The organism is Serratia ureilytica, assembly GCF_017309605.1.
In the GTDB taxonomy this organism is placed as follows: Bacteria; Pseudomonadota; Gammaproteobacteria; order Enterobacterales; family Enterobacteriaceae; genus Serratia; species Serratia ureilytica.
The window spans coordinates 1,037,069-1,059,120 of sequence record NZ_CP071320.1 but is presented as its reverse complement, the minus strand read 5'-3'; the positions used below and the strand labels follow the sequence as shown (position 1 = coordinate 1,059,120).

At 60.0% G+C, this 22,052-nt stretch carries 24 protein-coding genes; 13 read left to right on the top strand and 11 right to left on the bottom strand.

What is annotated here, in order from left to right; translation table 11 throughout:
* Positions 1 to 98 precede the first annotated feature (98 nt).
* Together J0X03_RS04850 and J0X03_RS04845 are read right to left on the bottom strand one after the other, a co-directional pair.
* Entirely contained in the window at positions 99 to 1,271 is a 1,173-nt protein-coding gene (locus J0X03_RS04850) for an MFS transporter (protein ID WP_074446864.1), read from the bottom strand.
* Between the two features lie 98 nt (positions 1,272 to 1,369).
* Positions 1,370 to 2,266, bottom strand: coding sequence for a LysR family transcriptional regulator (locus J0X03_RS04845; protein WP_060660329.1), 897 nt, complete (start codon positions 2,264 to 2,266; stop codon positions 1,370 to 1,372).
* 105 nt (positions 2,267 to 2,371) lie between these two features.
* Between J0X03_RS04845 and J0X03_RS04840 the strand changes: the two genes are divergently transcribed.
* Together J0X03_RS04840 and J0X03_RS04835 are read left to right on the top strand one after the other, a co-directional pair.
* Positions 2,372 to 3,754, top strand: a complete 1,383-nt coding sequence (locus J0X03_RS04840) for an MFS transporter (protein WP_160204525.1) — start codon at positions 2,372 to 2,374, stop codon at positions 3,752 to 3,754.
* A complete protein-coding gene (locus tag J0X03_RS04835) occupies positions 3,751 to 4,131 on the top strand; it encodes a DUF4440 domain-containing protein (RefSeq protein ID WP_004928958.1) in 381 nt (126 codons plus the stop codon). The genes J0X03_RS04840 and J0X03_RS04835 overlap by 4 nt, the downstream gene beginning before the upstream one ends.
* A 196-nt stretch (positions 4,132 to 4,327) precedes the next feature.
* Here the strand turns inward: J0X03_RS04835 and asr are convergent, their stop codons facing one another.
* Positions 4,328 to 4,678 carry an acid resistance repetitive basic protein Asr gene (gene asr / locus J0X03_RS04830; RefSeq protein WP_004928953.1) on the bottom strand — a complete coding sequence of 117 codons (351 nt, stop codon included), beginning with the start codon at positions 4,676 to 4,678 and terminating at the stop codon, positions 4,328 to 4,330.
* A gap of 229 nt (positions 4,679 to 4,907) precedes the next feature.
* Here asr and J0X03_RS04825 point away from each other — a divergent pair, with 229 nt between their 5' ends.
* The gene (locus J0X03_RS04825; protein WP_004928950.1) at positions 4,908 to 5,216 is read left to right on the top strand and encodes an ElaB/YgaM/YqjD family protein; all 309 of its coding nucleotides are present in this window, start codon (positions 4,908 to 4,910) and stop codon (positions 5,214 to 5,216) included.
* Positions 5,217 to 5,277: 61 nt separating this feature from the next.
* On the opposite strand, the gene pdxR is transcribed toward J0X03_RS04825, so the two are convergent.
* Entirely contained in the window at positions 5,278 to 6,711 is a 1,434-nt protein-coding gene (gene pdxR / locus J0X03_RS04820; RefSeq protein WP_160204526.1) for a MocR-like pyridoxine biosynthesis transcription factor PdxR, read from the bottom strand.
* A gap of 95 nt (positions 6,712 to 6,806) precedes the next feature.
* Between pdxR and J0X03_RS04815 the strand changes: the two genes are divergently transcribed.
* The 5 genes from J0X03_RS04815 (at position 6,807) to nrdF (ending at position 11,261) form a co-directional block, all read left to right on the top strand.
* Complete coding sequence (locus J0X03_RS04815) at positions 6,807 to 7,238, top strand: carboxymuconolactone decarboxylase family protein (protein ID WP_015378864.1); 432 nt, start codon at positions 6,807 to 6,809, stop codon at positions 7,236 to 7,238.
* Positions 7,239 to 7,510: 272 nt separating this feature from the next.
* Positions 7,511 to 7,741: a redoxin NrdH gene (locus J0X03_RS04810; RefSeq protein WP_033644148.1), complete on the top strand. Its 231-nt coding sequence runs from the start codon at positions 7,511 to 7,513 to the stop codon at positions 7,739 to 7,741.
* A 9-nt stretch (positions 7,742 to 7,750) separates the two neighbouring features.
* Positions 7,751 to 8,155 carry a class Ib ribonucleoside-diphosphate reductase assembly flavoprotein NrdI gene (gene nrdI / locus J0X03_RS04805; RefSeq protein WP_004928930.1) on the top strand — a complete coding sequence of 135 codons (405 nt, stop codon included), beginning with the start codon at positions 7,751 to 7,753 and terminating at the stop codon, positions 8,153 to 8,155.
* Positions 8,137 to 10,281: a class 1b ribonucleoside-diphosphate reductase subunit alpha gene (gene nrdE / locus J0X03_RS04800; protein ID WP_071991659.1), complete on the top strand. Its 2,145-nt coding sequence runs from the start codon at positions 8,137 to 8,139 to the stop codon at positions 10,279 to 10,281. Before nrdI ends, nrdE begins: the two co-directional genes overlap by 19 nt.
* 8 nt (positions 10,282 to 10,289) lie before the next feature.
* Positions 10,290 to 11,261: a class 1b ribonucleoside-diphosphate reductase subunit beta gene (nrdF, locus tag J0X03_RS04795; RefSeq protein WP_033639549.1), complete on the top strand. Its 972-nt coding sequence runs from the start codon at positions 10,290 to 10,292 to the stop codon at positions 11,259 to 11,261.
* 43 nt (positions 11,262 to 11,304) lie between these two features.
* Here the strand turns inward: nrdF and J0X03_RS04790 are convergent, their stop codons facing one another.
* The 5 genes from J0X03_RS04790 to J0X03_RS04770 form a co-directional block, all read right to left on the bottom strand.
* Positions 11,305 to 11,592: a type II toxin-antitoxin system RelE/ParE family toxin gene (locus J0X03_RS04790; RefSeq protein ID WP_033639548.1), complete on the bottom strand. Its 288-nt coding sequence runs from the start codon at positions 11,590 to 11,592 to the stop codon at positions 11,305 to 11,307.
* A complete protein-coding gene (locus J0X03_RS04785) occupies positions 11,592 to 11,879 on the bottom strand; it encodes a CopG family ribbon-helix-helix protein (protein WP_033639547.1) in 288 nt (95 codons plus the stop codon). Before J0X03_RS04785 ends, J0X03_RS04790 begins: the two co-directional genes overlap by 1 nt.
* A 78-nt stretch (positions 11,880 to 11,957) precedes the next feature.
* A complete protein-coding gene (locus tag J0X03_RS04780; protein WP_033644151.1) occupies positions 11,958 to 12,152 on the bottom strand; it encodes a DUF1289 domain-containing protein in 195 nt (64 codons plus the stop codon).
* Between the two features lie 64 nt (positions 12,153 to 12,216).
* Positions 12,217 to 12,957 carry an SDR family oxidoreductase gene (locus J0X03_RS04775; RefSeq protein WP_033644152.1) on the bottom strand — a complete coding sequence of 247 codons (741 nt, stop codon included), beginning with the start codon at positions 12,955 to 12,957 and terminating at the stop codon, positions 12,217 to 12,219.
* 153 nt (positions 12,958 to 13,110) lie between these two features.
* Positions 13,111 to 14,055 (bottom strand): MBL fold metallo-hydrolase, encoded by a 945-nt coding sequence (locus J0X03_RS04770; protein WP_033644153.1) that lies wholly within the window; start codon positions 14,053 to 14,055, stop codon positions 13,111 to 13,113.
* Between the two features lie 206 nt (positions 14,056 to 14,261).
* On the opposite strand from J0X03_RS04770, the gene J0X03_RS04765 reads away from it, so the two are divergent.
* Positions 14,262 to 15,233 (top strand): patatin-like phospholipase family protein, encoded by a 972-nt coding sequence (locus tag J0X03_RS04765; protein WP_033644154.1) that lies wholly within the window; start codon positions 14,262 to 14,264, stop codon positions 15,231 to 15,233.
* 97 nt (positions 15,234 to 15,330) lie between these two features.
* Here the strand turns inward: J0X03_RS04765 and J0X03_RS04760 are convergent, their stop codons facing one another.
* Positions 15,331 to 16,686 (bottom strand): 2-hydroxycarboxylate transporter family protein, encoded by a 1,356-nt coding sequence (locus J0X03_RS04760; RefSeq protein WP_033644155.1) that lies wholly within the window; start codon positions 16,684 to 16,686, stop codon positions 15,331 to 15,333.
* 326 nt (positions 16,687 to 17,012) lie between these two features.
* Here J0X03_RS04760 and J0X03_RS04755 point away from each other — a divergent pair, with 326 nt between their 5' ends.
* The gene (locus J0X03_RS04755) at positions 17,013 to 18,605 is read left to right on the top strand and encodes an ATP-binding protein (protein WP_033651616.1); all 1,593 of its coding nucleotides are present in this window, start codon (positions 17,013 to 17,015) and stop codon (positions 18,603 to 18,605) included.
* Between the two features lie 33 nt (positions 18,606 to 18,638).
* The gene (locus J0X03_RS04750) at positions 18,639 to 19,325 is read left to right on the top strand and encodes a response regulator (protein WP_033644157.1); all 687 of its coding nucleotides are present in this window, start codon (positions 18,639 to 18,641) and stop codon (positions 19,323 to 19,325) included.
* A 16-nt stretch (positions 19,326 to 19,341) separates the two neighbouring features.
* Here the strand turns inward: J0X03_RS04750 and J0X03_RS04745 are convergent, their stop codons facing one another.
* Positions 19,342 to 19,605 carry a hypothetical protein gene (locus J0X03_RS04745; protein ID WP_145957278.1) on the bottom strand — a complete coding sequence of 88 codons (264 nt, stop codon included), beginning with the start codon at positions 19,603 to 19,605 and terminating at the stop codon, positions 19,342 to 19,344.
* A 126-nt stretch (positions 19,606 to 19,731) separates the two neighbouring features.
* Here J0X03_RS04745 and proV point away from each other — a divergent pair, with 126 nt between their 5' ends.
* Both proV and proW read left to right on the top strand, forming a co-directional pair.
* Positions 19,732 to 20,934 (top strand): glycine betaine/L-proline ABC transporter ATP-binding protein ProV, encoded by a 1,203-nt coding sequence (proV, locus tag J0X03_RS04740; protein ID WP_042785248.1) that lies wholly within the window; start codon positions 19,732 to 19,734, stop codon positions 20,932 to 20,934.
* Positions 20,927 to 22,033, top strand: coding sequence for a glycine betaine/L-proline ABC transporter permease ProW (proW, locus tag J0X03_RS04735; protein ID WP_160204529.1), 1,107 nt, complete (start codon positions 20,927 to 20,929; stop codon positions 22,031 to 22,033). Before proV ends, proW begins: the two co-directional genes overlap by 8 nt.
* Positions 22,034 to 22,052 lie beyond the last annotated feature (19 nt).

Genomic DNA, 22,052 nt, shown 5'->3' with positions numbered 1-22,052 from the left:
TCCTCCTCTCATTCTGGACCGCTGAGCGACCTTACCGTAATCATTCACCGAAACAATGATTTTCTGGGGAGGAATCCGGGTTTCGGACTATTCCTGAATCAGACCCGGCTGCGCTGCAGCAGGCGCAGAGTGAGCAACACCCCGAGCGCCACCAGCAGCGCCGCCGCCAGATAAATCGACGGCACGCCCGCCTGCCCGATCAGCAGCCCGGCCAGCGGGCCGGTGATGCCCAACGCCAGGTCGAGGAACGCCGAATAGGTACCGAGCGCCGTGCCCTGATTCTGCGGCGGCACCTGTTTCACCGCCTCAACGCCCAGCGCCGGGAACACCAGCGAAAAACCGGCGCCGGCCAGCAATGCGCCGGTTTGCACCATCCAGGGCTCGCCGGCCTGCCAAATCAACAGCAGCCCGACGATCTCAACCAGAAACGACGCCAGCGTCACCTTCAACCCGCCATGGCGGTTGATGACATTGCTGAAGATCAGGCGAATGCCGACGAAGGCGCAGCTGAACAGCGTCAGCGAAAACGCCGCGCCGCTCCAGCCTTTGTCGGCGTAGTAAAGGGTGATGAACGTGGCGATCACGCCGAAGCCGACGGTGCCCATCGCCAGCCCGAGACCATAGGCCCAAATGCGGCCGAACACCGCGCGAAAGGCGATGCGTTGCCCGGCGGCGATCGAGACGTCCGGCTTGCCGCTCGCCAACAGCAGCGCCACTGCGACCGCCAGCACGATCAGCGCCGCCACCCCGGCCAAGCCCCACTGCTGATTCAGATACACGCCGAGCGGCGCGCCGGCCGCCATCGCGCCGTAGGTAGCAACTCCGTTCCAGGAGATCACCCGCGCGGTGTGCATCGCCCCAACCCGGCCGATGCCCCACAGCGTGGAACCGGTGCTGGCGAAGCTTTCGCCGACGCCGAGAAACACCCGCCCCACGCACAGCAGCAGCAGGCTGAGCCACGGCCAACCGTCAACGCCGAACGCCAGCGCGTAAAACAGGCCACTGGCGCCGCAGCAGGCCAGGCCGAACAGCACCACCTTCTTCGGCCCCAACTGATCGGCGTAACGCCCGGCATGCGGGCGGCTGAACAGCGTGGCGAAGTACTGCGCGCTGATGATAAGGCCCGCCAGCACCGAGTTGTAGCCCAGGTGGTCATGCACAAACCCCGGCAACACCGCCAGCGGCAGGCCGATGGTCAGGTAGCAGACGAAGGTGAACATCACCACGGACAAAATACGTCGGTTCAGCTGGCGGTTATTTTCTGCGGTCATCGAAAGTGGCTCGCATCGGACGGGGTAGACGAAGCCCTCCAGCATACCCCGACGAGATTTGATGATAAATGAGAGAGTGATAACGAATTATTATTTCGCTAACGGTTTGCCGCCACCCGCGCACGCAGAAAATCGATAAACGCCCGCACTTTCTCCGACACATGGCGGGTGTTCGGGTAGAGCGCATAGATGCTCTGCTCGGGGAAACGGTGATCCGGCAGCAACCGTTGCAGCCTGCCGGCGTCGATGTCGGGCTGCGCCAGCCACGCCGGCAGCAGCGCCACCCCGGCGCCATGCAGGGCGAACGCCAGCAATGCGGCGGCGCTGTCGCCGGTGAGCGTCGCCGCATCCGCGACCTTGAACAGCACCGCGTCGCGCTGCGGCGTGACCACCTGCCAGCTGAGGGGCGAACTGAGCCGGCTGTGGGCGATCCACTGCGCCTGCGCCAGATCCGTCAGCGAATGAATCGGCCGCTCGGCCAGATAATTCGGCGCCGCCACCGGAAAGATGGCGAAGCTGTCGATCAGCGCCGCGCGGTGGCTGGAATCCGCCAGCTGGCCCAGGCGGATCGCCACGTCGAAGCGCTCAGAGATCAGATCGGCATGATAAGAGGAAGACACATGCTGGATGCGCAGGCGCGGATGCTGCCGCGAAAACGCCGCCAGCGCCGGCACCACGACCTGCGCGCCATACTCAGGCGTGCTGGTGATACGCAGCACGCCGCTCAGCCCGTGATGATCGCGTCGCACGTCGTCGAGCACGTTCTCGGCCTCCTGCAACAGCTGCAGGCTGCGCTGGTAGAAGCGTTCGCCGGCATCGGTCAGCGACAATCGGCGGGTGCTGCGCGCCAGCAGTGACACCCCCAGCTCATTCTCCAGCTGCTTGACGTTAAAGCTCACCACCGCCTTGGTTTGCCCCAGCGCCGCCGCCGCCGCGGTAAAGCTGCCCGCTTCCACCACCGCCGCGAAGATCGCCAGACGCTGCAAATTCAGCATTTCGCCGCCCTTATTGTCAAAATCATTTTGACAGTGTAATCGCCCGCCGCCGATTTATCCGCACTTTTCCCCCCGATACACTGCTCGCCTTCAACCGGAGGCACCATGTCTTATCGCAGCAAAGTGGCAATCGTCTATCTGCTCGGCTTTTTCGTCGATCTGATCAATATGTTTATCGCCAACGTCGCCTACCCCGCCATCGGCCAGGCGATGGGGGCATCGGTCAGCCAGCTGGCGTGGGTCAGCAACGGCTATATTCTCGGCCTGACGCTGGTGATCCCGCTCAGCGCCTGGCTGGCGCAGCGCATCGGCGGACGGCGGGTGTTTCTGCTCTCGCTGGCGCTGTTCATGCTGGCCACCCTCGGCGCGGGCAACGCCGACAGCATCGGCGCGCTGATCGGCTGGCGCACCCTGCAGGGCATGGGCGGCGGTTTGCTGATCCCCATCGGCCAGACGCTGACCTATCAGCTGTACCGCAGCCATGAACGCGCCGGGCTGTCGGCCGCCATCATGTTGGTGGGGCTGCTGGCGCCGGCGCTGTCACCGGCGCTGGGCGGCTGGCTCGTCGATAGCCTGGACTGGCGCTGGGTGTTTTTCGCCAACCTGCCGCTGGCGGCCCTGGCCCTGGCGCTGGCGGCGCTGTGGCTACGTGCGGAAACGCCGACGGCGGCGCGCAAACCGCTCGACGCGACAGGATTACTGAGCGCCTGCGCGGCGCTGACGCTGCTACTGCTCGGCCTGACCCGGCTGAGCGAAGCCGGTCATCAGGTTTCCGGCGCGGCGCTGCTGGCCGCCGGCCTGCTGGTGCTGGCCTATTATCTGCGCCATAGCCTGCGCACCCCGCAGCCGCTGCTGAACCTGCGGCTGGTCGGCGATCCGCTGCTGCGCAACGCCATGGCGATTTATTTGTGCATTCCCGGCCTGTTCATCGGCGTCAGCCTGGTGGCGATGCTGTATTTGCAAAACCAGTTGGGGATGCCCGCCGCGCAGGTCGGCGGCCTGATGCTGCCCTGGGCGCTGGCGTCGTTCCTGGCCATCACGTTGACCGGCAAAAGCTTTAATCGCCTCGGCCCACGGCCGCTGCTGATCGCCGGCTGCCTATTGCAAGGCGCCGGCATGCTGACGCTGGCGCAGATCGATCAGGCCGGGCAGCACGCGTTGCAGATCGCCGCCTTCGCCCTGATGGGGTTCGGCGGCAGCCTGTGCAGCAGCACCGCGCAGAGCAGCGCATTTCTGCAGATCCTCGACGGCCAATTGGCGGACGCCAGCGCACTGTGGAATATCAACCGCCAGCTCAGTTTTTGCCTCGGCGTGGCGCTGCTCAGCCTGCTGCTGAATCTGCTGCTGGCCATATTGCCGCCCGCGGCGGCTTACCGAACCTGCTTCATTCTGGCGGGCGCCAGCACACTTATCCCGCTGTTGCTGTGTCTGCGCCTCGCCAACCGCGCCATCGTGCGCCAACTCAACGCTCAACAGGATGCTTTATGAACCCGTATTTTACCGAAGTGATCGACGCCCACATCGCCATTGAACGCTGGCTGGGCAAAGGCGCCGGAGAGGAGCAAGCGCTGCTGGCGCGCTTTACGCCGGATTTCAGCATGATCGCGCTGAACGGCGCCCCGCTGGATTTCACCGCGCTGTGCGCTTTTTTCCGCGCGCATCGCGCCGCCAAACCGGGACTGGAAATCGAGATAGAAGAGATGAAGCTGGTGGCCGAATGGCCGACTGGCGCGGTAGTCAGCTACCGGGAAAAACAGAGCCTGCCGGGGCAAAGCGCCACGCTGCGCTACTCCACGGTGGTGTTTGAACGCCTGCCCGACGCGCTCGGCTGGCGGCATTTGCACGAAACCGCCGCGGCGCAATAATTACAGGAAGCTGCCGGCCAGAAACAGTTCCCAACCGACGATCACCCCGCACAGGGTTACCGCGCTGAAAATGACTTCAAACAGATAGCGATGGATCATCGTGAGTAGCCTCAAAAGAAGACACCCGGAAAGACCGGGTGTCTGGAATACGGGCTGTAGAGTGCGGAACCTTGTCGGTTCCGCAAACATCACTTAATTAAGCTTTTTTACCGGCTTTTTTGTGGTGTTTTTTAGCGGCCTGAGCTTTCTGCACTGGCGCTTTTTTGTGGTGTTTTTTAGCAGCCTGGGCTTTCTGAGCTGGCGCTTTTTTGTGGTGCTTTTTAGCGGCCTGAGCTTTCTGGGCTGGCGCTTTTTTGTGGTGCTTGGCTTTCTTGTGGTGCGTTGCTTTAGCTGGCGCTTTTTCAGCAGCAGCCGCTGGCGCAGCGGTAGTGGTGGTCGCAGCTGGCGCGGTGGTGGTAGCCGGAGCAGTAGCTGCAGTATCAGCAGCGAAAGCAACAGAAGACAGACCCATAGTGGCAGCAACGATCAGCGCTAATACTTTTTTCATCTTTAAATCCTCAGAGTGTTGTTTCGGTAAGCTCCGGTGGAGCCGTTGAAACAGATACTAGTGGAATCAAACGGCCGTTTCCGTGAGTGATTGGTTTCGCCGAGTAACCAAATGTACAAAGCCCAGGTGCCGGCAAACACCTGCGTGACGGCGGTTTTTTTCCGTGATCGGCCACACAAATCTCGGCATGGTCTACACTTAAAAGACATGTGTCGAAATGGAGAGCTGAATGTTTAAGAAAGCGGAAAGAACAGAACGCGATATCGATCAGGATGTGACTCTGTTGGCCGATACGCTGGATGAAGTGTTGCGCGAGTCCGGTGACAAGACCAAAGAGGAACTGAAAGAGCTGCACAGCAAGGCGAAAGGCGTGCTGCGCGACGCGCGAGCGCGATTCAACGGCTCCACCAGTCTGACACAACATGCGCGCGACGCCGTCGATCAAGCCGACAGCTATGTGCGTGACAAACCTTGGCAGGGCGTAGGGATCGGTGCCGCCGTCGGCATCGTGCTCGGCGTGCTGCTAGCCCGGCGTTAACACCCCTGCAGTCATAAAGATAAAACAGATGTGCGTCTGGCCCGCGGAAATCGCGGGCCGTTTAATTTGCGTGTTTAAACAGCTGTGCCAGCCCCTGTACCGCCCGCTCCGCCTCCTCTCGCCGGCTGAAATTGGCGAACCCCAGCAGTAACCCCTGCCCCGCCGGATGGTCGATTCGCCAGTCCGACAACGCCTGCACCGCCAACCCCTGCTGCCAGGCTTGCGCCGCTAGTGGCGCATCCGCCAAGCCGTCGCGCAGCCGCGCCAACAGCTGAATGCCGCCTTGCTGCGGCACCACTGTCAGCCACGCCCCCAGTTGCCGTTCCAACGCCTGCGTCAGCCACTCGCGCCGCTGGCGGTACAACGGCCGCATGCGTTTCAGGTGGCGGTAGAAATGCCCTTGCCGGATAAAATCCGCCACGCCGGCCTGCAGCAGCGGCGGGCAACCGCAGCCACGCAGCCGGCTGCTGCGCGCAAAGGCCTCCGTCAGGCCGGCAGGCACCACCAGATAAGCCATGCGCAGCGCCGGGAACAGCGTTTTGCTGAAGGTGCCGGCGTACAACACCCGTCCCTGAACATCGAGGCTTTTCAGCGGCGGCAATGGCCGCCCGTGATAGCGAAACTCGCTGTCGTAGTCATCCTCGAGGATCCAGGCCCTGCGCTGCTGCGCCCAGTCGAGCAGCGCCATCCGCCGCGCCAGGCTGAGCGAGACGCCGAGCGGGCTTTGATGGGTTGGCGTCACCACCGCCAGCCGCGCCTCAGGCGCCGTCAGCATACCCGCGGCCACATCCATGCCCTGTTCATCCACCGGCACGGCGACCGGCCTGACGCCGGCGGCCTGCAGCAGCGGACGCGTGACCGGATAGCCGGGATCTTCGATCCATACCGCGTCGCCGGCATGTAACAGCGTCTCCGTCACCCAATCCAACAACGCCGGATAACCGGCACAGAGGAAAATTTGCTCCGGCCGGCAGCTGATGCCACGCGACAAATGCAGATAATGGGCGATCGCCTCACGCAGTTCAGGCAGGCCGCTGACCGGCGGCAGCGCCAGGGAAGCCACTGTGGAACCGCGCAGCTGACGGGCGACAATGCGCTGCCACAGCGCCCGTGGAAACGCATCCAGCGCGGGCACCCCCAGCTGGAAAGACTGCAGCATGCCCTGCGGTTGCAGCGGATCGGGCGCCATCGCCGCCAGCGGTGGCGCAGAGGATACCGCGCCCGGCGGCATGTGCGGCAGCTGCGGCGAGACATAGGTGCCCGCCTGCCCGCGACTCTGCAAGAAACCTTCGGCGATAAGTTGCGCGTAGGCACTTTCCACCGTGGCGCGCGCCACACCCAGATCGCTCGCCAACCCGCGCACCGAAGGCAGCCGGCTGCCCGCCGTCAGGCTGCCCTGGGTAATGGCGTCTTTAATCCGCTGGTAAATCTGCCGGTACAGCGGCTCGGCAAGCCGGCTGTCCAGCCGCAGCGAGGTCAGGAAAGTTGGCATCATGGCCCGGTTAAATAATCATTTTATGGCTCTATAGCATAGACCATATGATCGCTAAAGTAGCGACATGATTTCGTTACTACCGATTGAGGTTGACCATGATTAAGCAACGTTTGAACTATGCCGAGCTGGCGCCCGCCCCGTACAAAAATATGGTGAGCGCGCTGATGGCGCTGGAGAAAGGTGCCCTGGACAAAGCGACCATCGAGTTGATGTTTATGCGCGTTTCGCAGATCAACGGCTGCGCCTACTGCCTGGACATGCACGGCAAAGCGCTGCGCGAAAGCGGCTTCAGCCATGCCAAGCTGGATACGCTGGCGGGCTGGCGCGTCAGCCATGAATTCAGCGAGCGCGAACGCGCCGCGCTGGAATGGGCCGAGTCGGTTACGCTGATCGCCGCCACCGGCGCGCCAGACAGCGCTTTCGAGGCGCTGAAAGCGCACTTCAGCGATACCGAGATCGCCGATCTTACTTTCGCCATCAGCATCATGAACGCCTTCAACCGGCTGGCCGTCAGCATGCGTCAGTAATGCGCTCGCCTCCCCCTCTTGACTCTGAGGGGGAATTTCACACCCGCAAAAATTTTTCCCCTCGCCTTTTCCAGCCCCGGCGCGGCCTGCGCGCAAAACCCGACAAAACACCATATATAGCGTGGTTGATAAAACAAATATCAACATATAGTATTTTATCTATCAGCCGCAGGGAATGTTGTTCGGCTGATAACGCCGTCAGAAACGCCAGGAACAATGCTCCGTTCTCTGACTTGTCCGCCTTTCCCTCAGCTTAAAGGTAAATGCGAATCATGAGCATTATTATTTACAGTAAGCCGGACTGTGTCCAGTGCAACGCCACCTATCGCGCATTTGATAAACAGGGGATTGATTATCAGGTGATCGACCTCACTCAAGATCCGCAGGCGCTGGACCACGTTAAATCCTTAGGTTATCAGCAAGTTCCGGTGATTATCGCCGGTGACGATCACTGGGCCGGTTTCCGGCCGGACAAAATCGGCGCGCTGGCGCTCACCTGCTGAGGCCCGACGATGAATCCGCTGGTCTATTTCTCCAGCAGCTCGGAGAACACCCACCGATTCGTTGAGAAACTGGGCCTGCCGGCGATCCGCATTCCGATCGCCGGCGCCCGCAGCAAATTGCTGATGGAACAGCCCTATATCTTGATCGTGCCCAGCTATGGCGGCGGCAGCGCCGTCGGCGCGGTGCCGATCCAGGTGATCCGCTTTCTCAACGTTCCGCAAAACCGTTCATACCTGCGCGGCGTCATCGCCGCCGGGAACACCAACTTCGGCGCAGCATACGGCATCGCCGGCGACATCATCGCCAAAAAATGCCAGGTGCCTTTCTTGTACCGCTTCGAGCTGCTCGGCACTACGCAAGACGTTGAAAACGTTAGACAGGGAGTAACCGCATTTTGGCAACGACAGAACTGACCAGGCCCGAGACGGGCGCGCTGGATTACCATTCGCTCAACGCGATGCTCAATCTTTACGATGCGGAAGGCCGGATCCAGTTCGATAAAGATCGGCTGGCGGCGCGGCACTACTTCCTGCAGCACGTCAACCAAAACACCGTGTTCTTCCATAACCTGGAGGAAAAGCTGCGCTATCTGGTGGAAGAAGGCTACTACGAGCCGCAGGTGCTGGCGCAGTACGAATTCCCGTTTATCAAGCAGCTGTTCCAGCAGGCCTACGCCAAAAAATTCCGCTTCGAGACTTTCCTCGGAGCCTTCAAGTACTACACCAGCTATACACTCAAAACCTTCGACGGCAAGCGCTATCTGGAGCGTTACGAAGATCGGGTGTGCATGGTGGCGCTGACGCTGGCGGCGGGCGACACCGCACTGGCGCAGGATCTGGTGGAAGAGATGATTTCGGGCCGCTTCCAGCCGGCCACGCCGACCTTCCTCAACTGCGGCAAACGCCAGCGCGGTGAGCTGGTCTCCTGCTTCCTGCTGCGCATCGAAGACAATATGGAATCGATCGGCCGGGCGGTGAACTCCGCGCTGCAGCTGTCGAAACGCGGCGGCGGCGTGGCCTTCATGCTGAGCAATATTCGTGAGGTGGGCGCGCCGATCAAGCGCATCGAGAACCAGTCCTCCGGCGTCATTCCGATCATGAAAATGCTCGAAGACGCCTTCTCCTACGCCAACCAGCTCGGCGCGCGCCAGGGGGCCGGCGCGGTGTATCTCAACGCCCACCACCCGGATATCCTGCGTTTTCTCGACACCAAGCGGGAAAACGCCGACGAGAAGATCCGCATCAAAACGCTGTCGCTGGGGGTAGTGATCCCGGACATCACCTTCGAGCTGGCGAAGAACAACGAAGAAATGTACCTGTTCTCGCCCTACGACGTCGAACGGGTGTATGGCACGCCGCTGTCTGAAATCAGCGTCAGTGAAAAATACCGCGAGATGGTGGACGACAAGCGCATCCGCAAGTCGCGCATCAACGCGCGTGAGTTCTTCCAGGTGCTGGCGGAGATCCAGTTCGAATCCGGCTACCCCTACGTCATGTTCGAGGACACGGTCAACCGGGAGAATCCGATCGCCGGGCGCATCAACATGAGCAACCTGTGTTCGGAGATCCTGCAGGTCAACCGCGCCAGCACCTATCACGAGGATCTGAGCTACGATCGCATCGGCAAGGATATCTCCTGCAACCTCGGCTCGCTGAACATCGCCAAAACCATGGACGCGCCGGACTTCGGCAAGGCGATCGAGACCGCGATCCGCGCGCTGACCGCGGTGGCCGACATGAGCGATATCCGCTCGGTGCCGTCGATCGCCGAAGGCAACCGCAGCGCCCGCGCCATCGGTCTGGGCCAGATGAACCTGCACGGTTACCTGGCGCGCGAGCGCATCTTCTACGGCTCGGAAGAAGGCATCGACTTCACCAATCTCTATTTCTATACCGTGGCCTATCACGCCATCCGCGCCTCGAACCGGCTGGCGATCGAACGCGGCGGCACGTTCGACGGCTTTGAGCACTCGCGCTATGCCAGCGGCGAGTACTTCGACAAGTACACCGAACGCGACTGGCTGCCGCAAACCGAGCGGGTGCGCGAGCTGTTCGCCGCCGCCGGCATCGCTATTCCGGGCCGCGACGAGTGGCGCGCGCTGCGCCAGTCGGTGATGATGCACGGGCTGTACAATCAGAATCTGCAGGCGGTGCCGCCGACCGGCTCCATCTCGTACATCAACAACGCCACCTCCAGCATCCATCCGATCGTCTCGCGCATCGAGATCCGCAAGGAAGGCAAGATCGGCCGCGTTTACTACCCGGCACCGTACATGACCAACGACAACCTGGCGTATTACCAGGATGCCTACGAGATTGGCCCGGAAAAAATCATCGATACCTATGCCGCCGCGACGCAACACGTCGATCAGGGGCTGTCGCTGACGTTGTTCTTCCGCGATACCGCCACCACCCGCGACATCAACCGCGCGCAGATCTACGCCTGGCGCAAAGGCATCAAAACCATTTACTACATCCGCCTGCGCCAGATGGCGCTGGAAGGCACCGAGGTGCAGGGCTGCGTGTCCTGCGCGCTGTGAGGCAACTTATGACGACCGTAACATCGGCGCCGCTGGTGCGCGCCATCAACTGGAACATCATCGAAGACGACAAGGATCTGGAGGTGTGGAACCGCCTGACCTCCAACTTCTGGCTGCCGGAGAAGGTGCCGCTGTCCAACGATATCCCCTCCTGGGCCACGCTGACGCCGAAGGAGCAGCAGCTGACCATTCGGGTGTTCACCGGGCTGACGCTGCTGGACACCATCCAGAACACCGTCGGCGCGCCGGCCCTGATCGCCGATGCGCTGACGCCGCACGAAGAGGCGGTGTACTCCAACATCAGCTTTATGGAGGCGGTGCACGCCCGCTCTTACAGCTCAATCTTCTCTACCCTGTGCCAAACGCCGGACGTGGATGACGCCTATCGCTGGAGCGAGGAAAACCGCGCGCTGCAGAAGAAAGCCGGCATCATTCTGGCGCACTACCGCAGCGACGATCCGCTGCTGAAAAAAGTCGCCAGCGTATTCCTCGAGTCGTTCCTGTTCTATTCGGGCTTTTACCTGCCGATGTACTGGTCCAGCCGCGCCAAGCTGACCAACACCGCCGATCTGATCCGCCTGATCATTCGCGACGAGGCGGTGCACGGCTACTATATCGGCTATAAGTTCCAGAAAGGGCTGGAGAAAGTGGACGCCGCACGGCGCCAACAGGTGAAAAATTTCGCCTTCGACCTGATGCAGGATCTGTACGACAACGAGGTGCGCTACACCGAGGAACTGTACGACGGCGTCGGCTGGACGGAAGACGTGAAGACCTTCCTGCACTACAACGCCAACAAAGCGCTGATGAACCTGGGATATGAAGCGCTGTTCCCACCGGCGATGGCGGAGGTCAACCCGGCGATCCTGTCGGCGCTGTCGCCGAACGCCGACGAAAACCACGACTTCTTCTCCGGTTCAGGGTCGTCCTACGTCATCGGCAAGGCGGTCAACACCGAGGATGAGGACTGGGACTTCTGAGGACATGACAGCGATGCCGGTCTTTCAGGCCGGTATCGTGCATTCAATACCCTTGTTCTTTCTGACTGCGGATCGCCAGAACAAACGCCGTATCGATATCAGGAATGTATTTGTAGAGCGCCAAATAACCGCGAGCTTGCTGCCCAATAATCAATTCACGCAGCCCTGCGCCAAGGGACCGTCCGATCAATGGATTATGTTCCAATACCGCAATTGCCTGGATGATTTCCTGAATGCGCCGCCCTGAATCCGCAGCGCCATACTGAGCCAAATGAGCGAGAATGCGTTCGATATCATCCCTGACCTCTGGCGCCAACTCGACATTTGCCATCAGCGCCCCAATTTTTTAACCGGAGGTTTGACAGCGGCAGTATCACCCGCTGCGTAATTTTCCAAATAACCGCGCATCTCTTTCCAAGAGACCGTCTCTCCCGTCGCAATTATCTTGGCATAGCGTTTTTCCGCTTCATTCTCAAAGTCGCGGCGCAACTCTTCCTGCTGCGTTTTCTCCGCTATTGCCTGCAAAATAAAGCTGTGAGACGTTACGCCAACCTGCTCGGCGACGGCAGCGACTCGGGCTTTAAGCTCATCTGGAATACGAATGGTCGTCGTCGACATAAATCGCTCCTAACGTCGGTCAATCACATGTAGCTCAATTGTGCTACATGCAGTCTGGCAGCGCAATAATGCAGAGGATTATTTCACCGATTGACGCAGCTCTAGCCGCCGCCAGATAGCGCGTTTCTCCACATCGCTGGCGGTCGGCCAGGCGGCGATCTCCGCCCGCGTGCGCCGGCATCCGCGGCACTGCTGGGTTTCGTCGTCGATCCGACACAGGCTGACGCAGGGCGACCTGACGCCGGGATGAAACTGCTGATTGTCGCCCGCCATACGCTGCCCTTGATGTGATGAGTTCCGCCACAGGATACCCGATCCTGCGGCGGCGCGTCGTCAATCAGATGATGCCGCCGTTGGCGCGCAGGGTTTGGCCGTTGACCCAACCGCCGTCGGCCCCCGCGAGGAAGGCCACCGCCGCAGCGATATCGTCCGGCGTGCCCAGGCGCTCCAGCGGCGCCATCTTCGCCAGCCGCTCGATAAGCTCCGGGGTTTTGCCGTCGAGGAACAAACCGGTGGCGGTCGGTCCCGGCGCGACGGCGTTCACCGTGATATTGCGGCCGCGCAGCTCTTTCGCCAGCACGCTGGTCAGCGCTTCGATCGCCGCCTTACTGGCGGCATACATGCCGTACCCCGGCTGCAGCAACCCCACCACGCTGGAGGAGAAGTTGATGATGCGGCCATTGTCGCGCAGGCGCTTCGCCGCCTCGCGCATCGCATTGAAGCTGCCTTTCAGATTGATGTCGAGCAGGCGATCCACGTCTTCGTCACGCATGTCCGCCACCGGCGCCAGCGCGATCACCCCGGCGTTATTGACCAGCACATCGACGCCGCCAAACGCCTGTTCGGCGCTGTCGAACAGGCGGGCGACCGCAGATGCATCGCTGACGTCGGCTTTGACGCTCAAGGCGCGGCCGCCGCCCTGTTCAATCTTGCGCACCAGCTCATCGGCCGGCGCCGGGTTGCCCGAATAGTTGATGATGACGGTGAAGCCATCGGCGGCCAGACGCTCGGCGATGGCCGCGCCGATACCGCGCGATGCGCCGGTGACGATGGCGACGGAGGGAGTTTTCTGATTCATCGGGAGATCCTTAAAGAAAACGACGAGGGTAACGTTAATCATGCACTCTTTATCACGGCGAATAAGCCCCGATTCTCTGGCATCATCATCCCAAATTATCGAACAATGTCCCCAAGGCGCTTACGATGGCCGCCCGTTGGGCGGCCATCTCCATTACAGCGCGCCGTAGTTCAATGGCACCCAAGTGTAACCGTCGCCCTGGCGGTTCAAATACCCCAACCCCGGGAACGACAGGTGTGCGCCCCCCACCAGCTCGCTCTGCCGCGCGCTGTCACCAAATATCCGCAGCCGCTGAGCGACCGCCGCCTTGGCGTCATTATCAAAGCTGATAGCCACCTTCGGATGCGGCATCTGCACCGCCGCCACGTGGATCAGATCCCCCAGCAGCAACAGCTTCTGGCCCTGGCTGGTCACCTGATACACGCTATGCCCCGGCGTATGGCCGTGGGCGGCAAAGGCGGCAATGCCCGGGGAAAGCTCACCGTCGCCGCTGAACGGCTTAAAGTGGCCGGCCGCCTGATACGGCTTGATCACTGCCTGAGCCCTTTCGAAGTTGCTTTTACTGCCCGCGCTAGCCTGTTTCAGTTTGTCCGCGCTTAGCCAGAAGTCCGCGTCCTGGCTGGCGGCGCGCACCACCGCATTGGGGAATACCGCCTTGCCGTCGTGCGTCAGCCCGCCGAGGTGGTCCGGGTGCATGTGGGTCAGGTAGATCTCATCCACCTGCTCCGGCTGGTAGCCCGCCGCACGCAGGTTATCCACCAGCTTGCCCAGGCCGTCGCCCAGCAGTTGGCCGGCGCCACTGTCGATCATCACCAGCTTGTCGCCGGTATTGATCAGATAAGCATTGACCGACGTGACCACCGGCAGGCTTTGATGCTGCTCGGCTACCCCGGCGGCGATCTGCTGCGGCGTACGGCCCAGTAACAGCTTATCCGCCGGCAGGCGAATAATGCCGTCGGACAACGCGGTCACTTCAAAGCTGCCCAGCATGATGCGGTAAAATCCCGGCGTCGGGGTTTTGGCCTGCGGCGCGGCGGCGCCGGCCTGTAACGACATAACGGCCAGCGCCGCGCCCAACAGACAACGTTTCCAGAACATGATGACTCCTTGTGAGAATTGAACAGCGCTAAGTATTGACGCAAAAAGTCCGATGCGCCTGTTTAATAAATGCCTTTGATAAATATATAAATAATATATTCATTATGAATAATTTTGTTTGCCAAGCCACACAACCCCAATCCATATTTTCTCGTGCGCCGCTTCGTTATTTTTCTTACTCCCTAAACCACGAGTAAGGAAATATGATGAGCTATCAATTCGAAAACCTGGTCTTTGAAGGCGGCGGCGTAAAAGGCATCGCCTATGGCGGCGCACTGGAATTGCTGGAGGCCAAAGGCATCATGCCGCAGATCAAGCAAACCTCCGGCGCCTCAGCGGGCGCTATCGCCGCGCTGCTGGTCGGGCTGGGCTGCAGCTCGGCCGACGTGACCAAGATTCTGTCGGCGATGGATTTTAAAAAATTCCTCGATTATAACGGCGGTTTTTTCGGCACGCTCCAGGACGCCTATCGCCTGTTCAATCAATACGGCATCGCGCCCGGCGATTATTTCTATCAATGGTCACGCGATATTATCAAACAATATACCGGCAACCCGGATATTACCTTCGAACAGTTCGAAGCGATGAAGGCGGCGAAAGGGTTCAAGTCGATTTACTTTATCGGCGCCAACCTCAACAGCGGCCAGCGAGAGGTTTATTCTCACCGTACCACGCCGCGCATGAAAGTGGCGGATGGCCTGCGCATTTCGATGTCGTTCCCGTTCGCCTTCGTGGCGAAGAAAAATGCCCTGGGCGACCTGTGCATCGACGGCGGCATGATCGACAACTACCCGGTGCGGCTGTTCGACTATGACTTCTCCGCCACGCCGCCTTACATCGACAGCACCAGCCAGCGCATCAACACCCGTACGCTGGGCATTCGCCTGGACTCCGCCAGTGAAATCGCTCAGGCCGCCGGTCAGGCCGGCCCGCGCACGCCGGTCAACAACCTGTTTGATTTCACCCTGGCGGTGGCCAACGTGATGCTGGACATCCAAACCAAGGTGCATCTGGACAGCGATGACTGGAAGCGCACCGTGTATGTCGACACGCTCGACGTCGGCACGCTGGAGTTCGGCATCAGCGAGGAGAAGAAACGCGCGCTGATCGAATCCGGCCGTCGCGGCGTAGAGCGCTACTTCGCGTGGTACGACGCCGCCATGAAGCAAGCGGCGTAACCGGCAGTTCCCCGCCCGCGCGTCGGGCCGGCGCGCGGGCAAAAAAAATCCCCGCGGGGGCGGGGAAAGGCAAAGTAACGCTAAGGATTTATAGGAGTTATACGAAGAACTTGGCCAACACCAGCAGCGACAGCGAAACGTTGATAGCGCCGCCGATACGGGTTGCGATCTGGGCGAATGGCATCAACGACATGCGGTTGCCGGCGGTGAGGATCGCGACGTCGCCGGTCCCGCCCTGCCCGCTCTGGCAGCAGGAGACGATCGCCACGTCGATAGGATGCATGCCGATTTTCTTGCCGACGAAGAAACCGGTCGCTACCAGCGCGCTGACGGTGGTGACGATCACGATCAGATTCTGTACGGTGAACGCGTCCACCAGTTCCTGCCACGGCGTGATGGCTACCCCGACGGCGAACAGGATGGGATAGGTCACGGCGGTGCGGAAGAATTTGTACACCACCTGCGAGCCTTCCTGAATGCGCGGCGACACCCCGTGCGCCAACTTCACCGCCACGGCGGCGAACAGCATGCCCACCGGCGCCGGCAGGCCGATCAGACGGTGCAGCAGCATGCCCACCATATACAGCAGAATGGCCAACAGCGCGCCGCAGGCGATGGTGCTAACGTCCACCTTGCCGCTGATTTTTTCCACCGCGCTCATGTCGCTTTCACCCTGCTTGCTCGGCATCAGGCTGCCTTCGCCGGTCAGGTGCGGATAACGCTTGCCCAGCTGGTTGAGCAGGCCGGCGATGACGATAGCGGTCAGGCTGCCGAGCATCACGATAGGCAGAATGCGCCCCAGCGCCACGCCCTGCTCCATGTGCAGGATCGCGGCATAGCCCATCGACAGCGGGATCGCCCCTTCACCTACGCCGCCGGCCATGATCGGCAGGATCAGGAAGAAGAAGATCTGGAACGGTTCCAGGCCCAGCGCCATGCCGACGCCCATCCCCACCAGCATGCCGACGATCTCGCCGCACAGCATGGGGATGAAGATGCGCAGGAAGCCCTGGATCAGCACCTGGCGGTTCATGCTCATGATGCTGCCGACGATGATGCAGCAGATGTAGAGGTAAAGAATGTTGGTCGATTTGTAGAACTTGGTGGTCGACTCCACCACCACGTCCGGCAGCAGGCCATAGTGCACCAGCGCGGAAGGAATGAAGGTGGCGCAGATCGCCGCCGCGCCCATTTTGCCGATCAGCGGCAGGCGCTTGCCGAATTCGCCGCAGGCGAAACCGAAGAACGCCAGGGTGGCGACCATCACCACGATATCGCTCGGCAATTTGCCTTCCAGGCAGTCGAGCAGAATCAACACGCCGGCCAGAATAAAGAACGGTAACGGAATAATCCCTACTTTATAATTATCCAGTATCCGCCACCATTTCTCACGCAGAGGAATATCAGCGGCCTTGTCTTTGGCTACGAGGTAAGAATCATCTGTTGTGCTCATAATCTGGCCTCTTATTAGTTTGTTCAGCCATCATAGAGAAGCGCACGGATTATCTGCTGTGATTATGTTCAAAATTAAAAAGGGTTTTTAATGGTGGTTATGGTTTCTATGGGGTTAATTAAGATTATGTAAAAATCAGCGTGGTTTTAATGGCGTTAATACCGTTTTTATTTTAAAGCTTATCAACTTTATCGCAGACGAACAATTCTCGTCCGGTTCACGCTAATCCCGTGTGAGGGATCACAAGTTGATCGGGCGCAATATTACACACCCCGTATCTCGTGATAGGGTAAGGCTTCAGGATCTCTTTACGGTGAAGCTCCGCCATGCGCCTTAAACTCTCATTTCAAATCAAGCTGTTTCTGTGCCTGGTGGCCTTCTCCTGCCTGCTGCTGAGCTGCATCGGCGCCTACACCTATTACCAGCTGGATGCGCAGCTGCACCGCGATCTCGGCGCCCGCGCCCAGGTGCAGGCGCGTGAAATCGCCCTTATCCCTTCGTTGGTGGATGCCGTAGAAAAAAACGACGCCGCTAAGATCGCTGCGTTGATGAAAAAAATCCGCGCCAGCAGCGACGCCAGCTATATCGTCATCGGTGATAATCATGCCCGTCATCTCTATCATTCAGAATATGAGGGCCGCCTGGGCACGCCGATGATCGGCGGCGATAATAAAGAAGTATTGGAAGGAAAAAGCATTATTTCCATTCGCAAGGGCGGCATCGGCGTTTCATTACGCAGCAAGGCGCCGATTCTGGATGAAAATAATCACGTCATCGGCATCGTTTCCGTCGGCTATTTGAAATCGCATATCGATAATTTAAATGCCAGGACATTAACGCAAATTATCGGTTCCATCGTGCTGCTGCTGATCGCCCTGTTCGTTTTTTCCTGGCTGCTGTCGAAAAATCTCAAACGCCAAATGTTCTGGCTGGAGCCGAAAGAGATCGCGCTGCTGGTGCGCCAGCAAAAAGCGCTGCTGGAAGCCATCTATGAGGGCGTGATCGCCATCGATCCGCAGCTGCGGATCATCACCATCAACCATGCGGCGCGTGAGCTGTTGGATCTGCATCAGCCCGCCACCGGCCTGCTGGGCCGGCCGATCGGCGACGTGATCCAGGCCCAGCCGGACTTTTTCGCCGTCGCGCACTTGGAGCACGACACCCATGACGAGGTGTGCCGCTTCAACCACGTGCGGGTGATCGCCAGCCGGGTGCGCATCATGCAGGAGCAGGAGCTGCAAGGCTGGGTGATCAGCTTCCGCGACAAGAACGATATCAATACCCTGAGCAGCCAGCTCAGCCAGGTGAAACGCTATGCCGACAACCTGCGCATCATGCGCCACGAGCAGCTGAACTGGACCGCCACGCTGGCCGGGCTGCTGCATATGCAGCGCTACGACGAGGCCATCCGCTATGTGGAAGCCCAGTCGGAGGGGGCGCAGGAGATCCTCGATTTCATCTCGCAGCGCTTCAGTTCGGCGGCGCTGTGCGGGCTGCTGCTGGGCAAATACTCCAGCGCCAGAGAGAAAGGCATCGAACTGCGTTTCGATCCGGCCTGCCAGCTGCGGCAGATCCCGGCGGCGCTGAATGAGACCGAACTGATGTCGATCGTCGGCAACCTGCTGGATAATGCGGTGGAGGCGACGCTGCACTGCCCGGCTCCGCACGACGCGATCGAACTCTATATCAGCGACGGCAGCGACGAGCTGGTGATCGAGGTGGCGGATCGCGGCACCGGCATCGCCGAGGAGATTCGTGATACGCTGTTTGAACAGGGCGTGACCACCAAAGCGGATAAAAGCGACCACGGCATCGGCCTGCATCTGGTCGCCAGCCACGTGGCGCAGGCGCACGGCAGCATAGAAGTGTCGGACAACGAGCCGCACGGCGCGATATTCTCTATATTTATCCCTAAATAAAACCCATAACCCGATTTTTTTGAGCACCCGATTATGTCACACCAAACACTGGACGTTCTGATCGTGGAAGATGAGCCGCAACTGGCGACGCTGCACGCAGAGTTCATCGAGAAAAATTTCAACCTGCGGGTGGTGGCCTACGCCGCCACGCTGGCCGAAGCGCGGGCCAAAGCCAACGAGCATCAGCCGCGGCTGATCCTGCTGGACAACTTTCTGCCGGACGGCCAGGGCATTGAGCTGATGGAAGAACCGGCGGTAAAGAATCCCGCCTGTTCGGTGATTTTCATCACCGCCGCCAGCGACATGCATACCTGCAGCCAGGCGATCCGCAACGGCGCCTTCGACTACATCATCAAGCCGGTGTCTTACAAACGGCTGCGCAACTCGCTCGAGCGCTTCATGCAGTTCGTGCAGACCCAGCGCACCTTCAAAATCATCGATCAGGACAATGTCGATGCGCTGTACAACCTGCAGTCGAAGCAGTTCTCCAGCGAACCGAGCGCCAAAGGCATAGAAACCAACACGCTGGAGCTGGTGCAGGCGCTGTTTATCGCCCAGCCGGCGGTGGCGCATGCGGTGGAAGACGTGGTCGAACAGGTCGGCATCAGCAAAACCACCGCTCGCCGTTATCTGGAATATTGCGTCGCCACCCAGTTCGTGCGGGTGGAGATGCTGTACGGCAATATCGGCCATCCGCGCAGGCTGTATCGCAAGGCCTAAGGCTGCCATCTGGCTGTCATACTAAGGCGATAACATGACGCTCGACGATATCCCCCTCGATATCGGCACCTGTCGTTAAAACTGATGAAATACTGATGACTTTTGCCCGGCCTCTGGTCGGGTTTTTTATTATCCGAACGGCAGGCGCGGCGCCCAAATATTTCTCTGCGCCACACCGTATTATTTCCCCAAAAACCAAACCATTATGGCGAATAATGGCCGTCAATTTTGAGTCACGGGCCAAATTACCATAACTAATTAAAACCTTGATGTAAACCACTAATATCCCATTTAAATGACATTGAGGGTTGTTTCAGATATTCACTGTGTTAGGGTAAAAAGCTCTTTTATTTTGCTAAGGACAGCCCATAACGCTTTAATTAAACCAGAGGAAACAGCAAATTGCATGGCAATTAAACTCGAAGTAAAGAACCTGTATAAGATATTTGGCGAGCACCCGGAACGCGCATTCAAACTGCTGGATAAAGGTCTGACAAAAGATCGGCTGTTTGAAAAAACCGGCTTATCGCTCGGCGTAAAAGACGCCACTCTGGCCATTGAAGAAGGCGAGATATTTGTCATCATGGGGCTCTCCGGTTCCGGCAAGTCCACCCTGGTACGCCTTCTCAATCGTCTGATAGAACCCACCCGCGGTCAGGTGCTGATCGACGGTGAGGACATCGCCAAAATATCCGACACCGCGCTGCGCACCGTGCGGCGAAATAAGATCAGCATGGTATTTCAGTCATTCGCGCTAATGCCGCATATGAATGTTCTGAATAATACCGCCTTTGGCATGGAATTAGCCGGAATACCGCTGCAGGAACGCCAGGAAAAAGCGCTGGACGCCCTGCGTCAGGTCGGGCTGGAAAATTATGCGCTGTCTTATCCGGATGAATTATCCGGCGGCATGCGTCAGCGCGTGGGATTAGCCCGCGCGATGGCCAATAACCCGGATATATTATTGATGGACGAAGCCTTCTCGGCGCTCGATCCGTTAATTCGCACCGAAATGCAGGATGAGCTGGTGAAATTACAGGCTCAGCATCAGCGCACCATCGTGTTTATTTCCCACGATCTGGACGAAGCGATGCGCATTGGCGATCGCATCGCCATCATGCAGGGCGGCGAGGTGATCCAGGTCGGCACGCCGGACGAGATCCTCAATAATCCGGCCAACGACTACGTGCGCACCTTCTTCCGCGGCGTGGACATCAGTCATGTGTTCAGCGCCAAGGATATCGCCCAGCGGCGTCCGGTGACGCTGATCCGCAAAACCCCCGGTTTTGGCCCCCGCTCGGCGCTGCAGCTGCTGCGCGATGAGGACCGTGATTATGGTTATGTTGTTGAACGCGGGAAGAAATTTATCGGCGTGGTGTCGATAGAGTCGCTGAAAAAGGCGCTGTCCGCCAATCAAACGCTGGACGATGCCCTGCTTGAGGCCCCCGCCGCCGTGCCGGCCGACACGCCGCTCAGCGATCTGATCTCCCTGGTCGCCCAGGCGCCGTGCGCGGTGCCGGTAGTGGGCGAAGAACATAACTATCTCGGCATCATCTCCAAGGCCATGCTGCTGCAGGCGTTGGACAAGGAGGGCTCAGCCAATGAGTGATACCACGCAAACCCAAGATCCCTGGGCTACCGCACCGGCCGATGCCGGTGCCGCCCCCGCTCACGATGCCGCCGCCAACGCCGGCGACGCCTGGTCCAGCGCGCCGCCACCGGCCGCTCATGACGCCGCCGGGCAAGGCGCCGATTGGCTCAGCAGCGCCCCGGCGCAGCCTGAGCACTTCAGCCTGCTTGATCCGTTCCACAAAGCCTGGGTGCCGTTTGATTCCTGGGTCACGCAAGGTATCGACTGGCTGGTGCTGCACTTCCGCCCGCTGTTCCAGGGCATCCGCGTGCCGGTAGACGTGATCCTGAGCGGCTTCCAGCAATTGCTGTTGGGCATGCCGGCGCCGATCGCCATTCTGGTGTTCTCGCTGGTCGCCTGGCAGATCGCGGGCCTCGGCATGGGCGCCGCGACGCTGCTCTCTCTGGTCGCCATCGGCGCCATCGGCGCCTGGTCGCAGGCGATGGTTACGCTGGAGCTGGTGCTGACCGCGCTGTTCTTCTGCATCCTTATCGGCCTGCCGCTCGGCATCTGGCTGGCGCGCAGCAAGCATGCCGCCAAAGTGATTAGGCCGCTGCTCGACGCCATGCAAACCACCCCGGCCTTCGTCTATCTGGTGCCGATCGTCATGCTGTTCGGCATCGGCAACGTGCCGGGCGTGGTGGTGACCATTATCTTCGCGCTGCCGCCGATCGTGCGTCTGACCATTCTTGGCATCAAGCAGGTGCCGGAGGATCTGATCGAGGCCGCCGAATCCTTCGGTGCCAGCCCGCGCCAGCTGCTGTTCAAGGTGCAGCTGCCGCTGGCGATGCCGACCATCATGGCCGGCGTGAACCAGACGCTGATGTTGGCGCTGTCGATGGTCGTCATCGCCTCGATGATCGCCGTCGGCGGTCTGGGCCAGATGGTGCTGCGCGGCATCGGCCGGCTGGATATGGGCCTGGCCGCCATCGGCGGGGTCGGCATCGTGATCCTGGCGATCATTCTCGATCGCCTCACCCAATCGCTGGGGCGCGATCGCCGCAGCAAGGGCATCGGCCGCTGGTACCGTCGCGGCCCCATCGGGCTGTTTACCCGTCCATTTATCAAACAAGCCTGACGCTTTTCCCGCCGGCGGC

Coding starts and splice junctions, on each gene's coding strand:
- J0X03_RS04785 (WP_033639547.1), bottom strand. CDS start 11,879: ATGTCGACGACGACCATTCGTATTCCAGATGAGCTTAAAGCCCGAGTC.
- J0X03_RS04755 (WP_033651616.1), top strand. CDS start 17,013: ATGCGCCTTAAACTCTCATTTCAAATCAAGCTGTTTCTGTGCCTGGTG.
- J0X03_RS04850 (WP_074446864.1), bottom strand. CDS start 1,271: ATGACCGCAGAAAATAACCGCCAGCTGAACCGACGTATTTTGTCCGTG.
- J0X03_RS04825 (WP_004928950.1), top strand. CDS start 4,908: ATGTTTAAGAAAGCGGAAAGAACAGAACGCGATATCGATCAGGATGTG.
- J0X03_RS04845 (WP_060660329.1), bottom strand. CDS start 2,266: ATGCTGAATTTGCAGCGTCTGGCGATCTTCGCGGCGGTGGTGGAAGCG.
- nrdI (WP_004928930.1), top strand. CDS start 7,751: ATGAATCCGCTGGTCTATTTCTCCAGCAGCTCGGAGAACACCCACCGA.
- J0X03_RS04810 (WP_033644148.1), top strand. CDS start 7,511: ATGAGCATTATTATTTACAGTAAGCCGGACTGTGTCCAGTGCAACGCC.
- J0X03_RS04815 (WP_015378864.1), top strand. CDS start 6,807: ATGATTAAGCAACGTTTGAACTATGCCGAGCTGGCGCCCGCCCCGTAC.
- J0X03_RS04765 (WP_033644154.1), top strand. CDS start 14,262: ATGAGCTATCAATTCGAAAACCTGGTCTTTGAAGGCGGCGGCGTAAAA.
- J0X03_RS04770 (WP_033644153.1), bottom strand. CDS start 14,055: ATGTTCTGGAAACGTTGTCTGTTGGGCGCGGCGCTGGCCGTTATGTCG.
- J0X03_RS04760 (WP_033644155.1), bottom strand. CDS start 16,686: ATGAGCACAACAGATGATTCTTACCTCGTAGCCAAAGACAAGGCCGCT.
- J0X03_RS04750 (WP_033644157.1), top strand. CDS start 18,639: ATGTCACACCAAACACTGGACGTTCTGATCGTGGAAGATGAGCCGCAA.
- pdxR (WP_160204526.1), bottom strand. CDS start 6,711: ATGATGCCAACTTTCCTGACCTCGCTGCGGCTGGACAGCCGGCTTGCC.
- J0X03_RS04780 (WP_033644151.1), bottom strand. CDS start 12,152: ATGGCGGGCGACAATCAGCAGTTTCATCCCGGCGTCAGGTCGCCCTGC.
- J0X03_RS04790 (WP_033639548.1), bottom strand. CDS start 11,592: ATGGCAAATGTCGAGTTGGCGCCAGAGGTCAGGGATGATATCGAACGC.
- J0X03_RS04775 (WP_033644152.1), bottom strand. CDS start 12,957: ATGAATCAGAAAACTCCCTCCGTCGCCATCGTCACCGGCGCATCGCGC.
- J0X03_RS04835 (WP_004928958.1), top strand. CDS start 3,751: ATGAACCCGTATTTTACCGAAGTGATCGACGCCCACATCGCCATTGAA.
- nrdF (WP_033639549.1), top strand. CDS start 10,290: ATGACGACCGTAACATCGGCGCCGCTGGTGCGCGCCATCAACTGGAAC.
- proV (WP_042785248.1), top strand. CDS start 19,732: ATGGCAATTAAACTCGAAGTAAAGAACCTGTATAAGATATTTGGCGAG.
- proW (WP_160204529.1), top strand. CDS start 20,927: ATGAGTGATACCACGCAAACCCAAGATCCCTGGGCTACCGCACCGGCC.
- J0X03_RS04840 (WP_160204525.1), top strand. CDS start 2,372: ATGTCTTATCGCAGCAAAGTGGCAATCGTCTATCTGCTCGGCTTTTTC.
- asr (WP_004928953.1), bottom strand. CDS start 4,678: ATGAAAAAAGTATTAGCGCTGATCGTTGCTGCCACTATGGGTCTGTCT.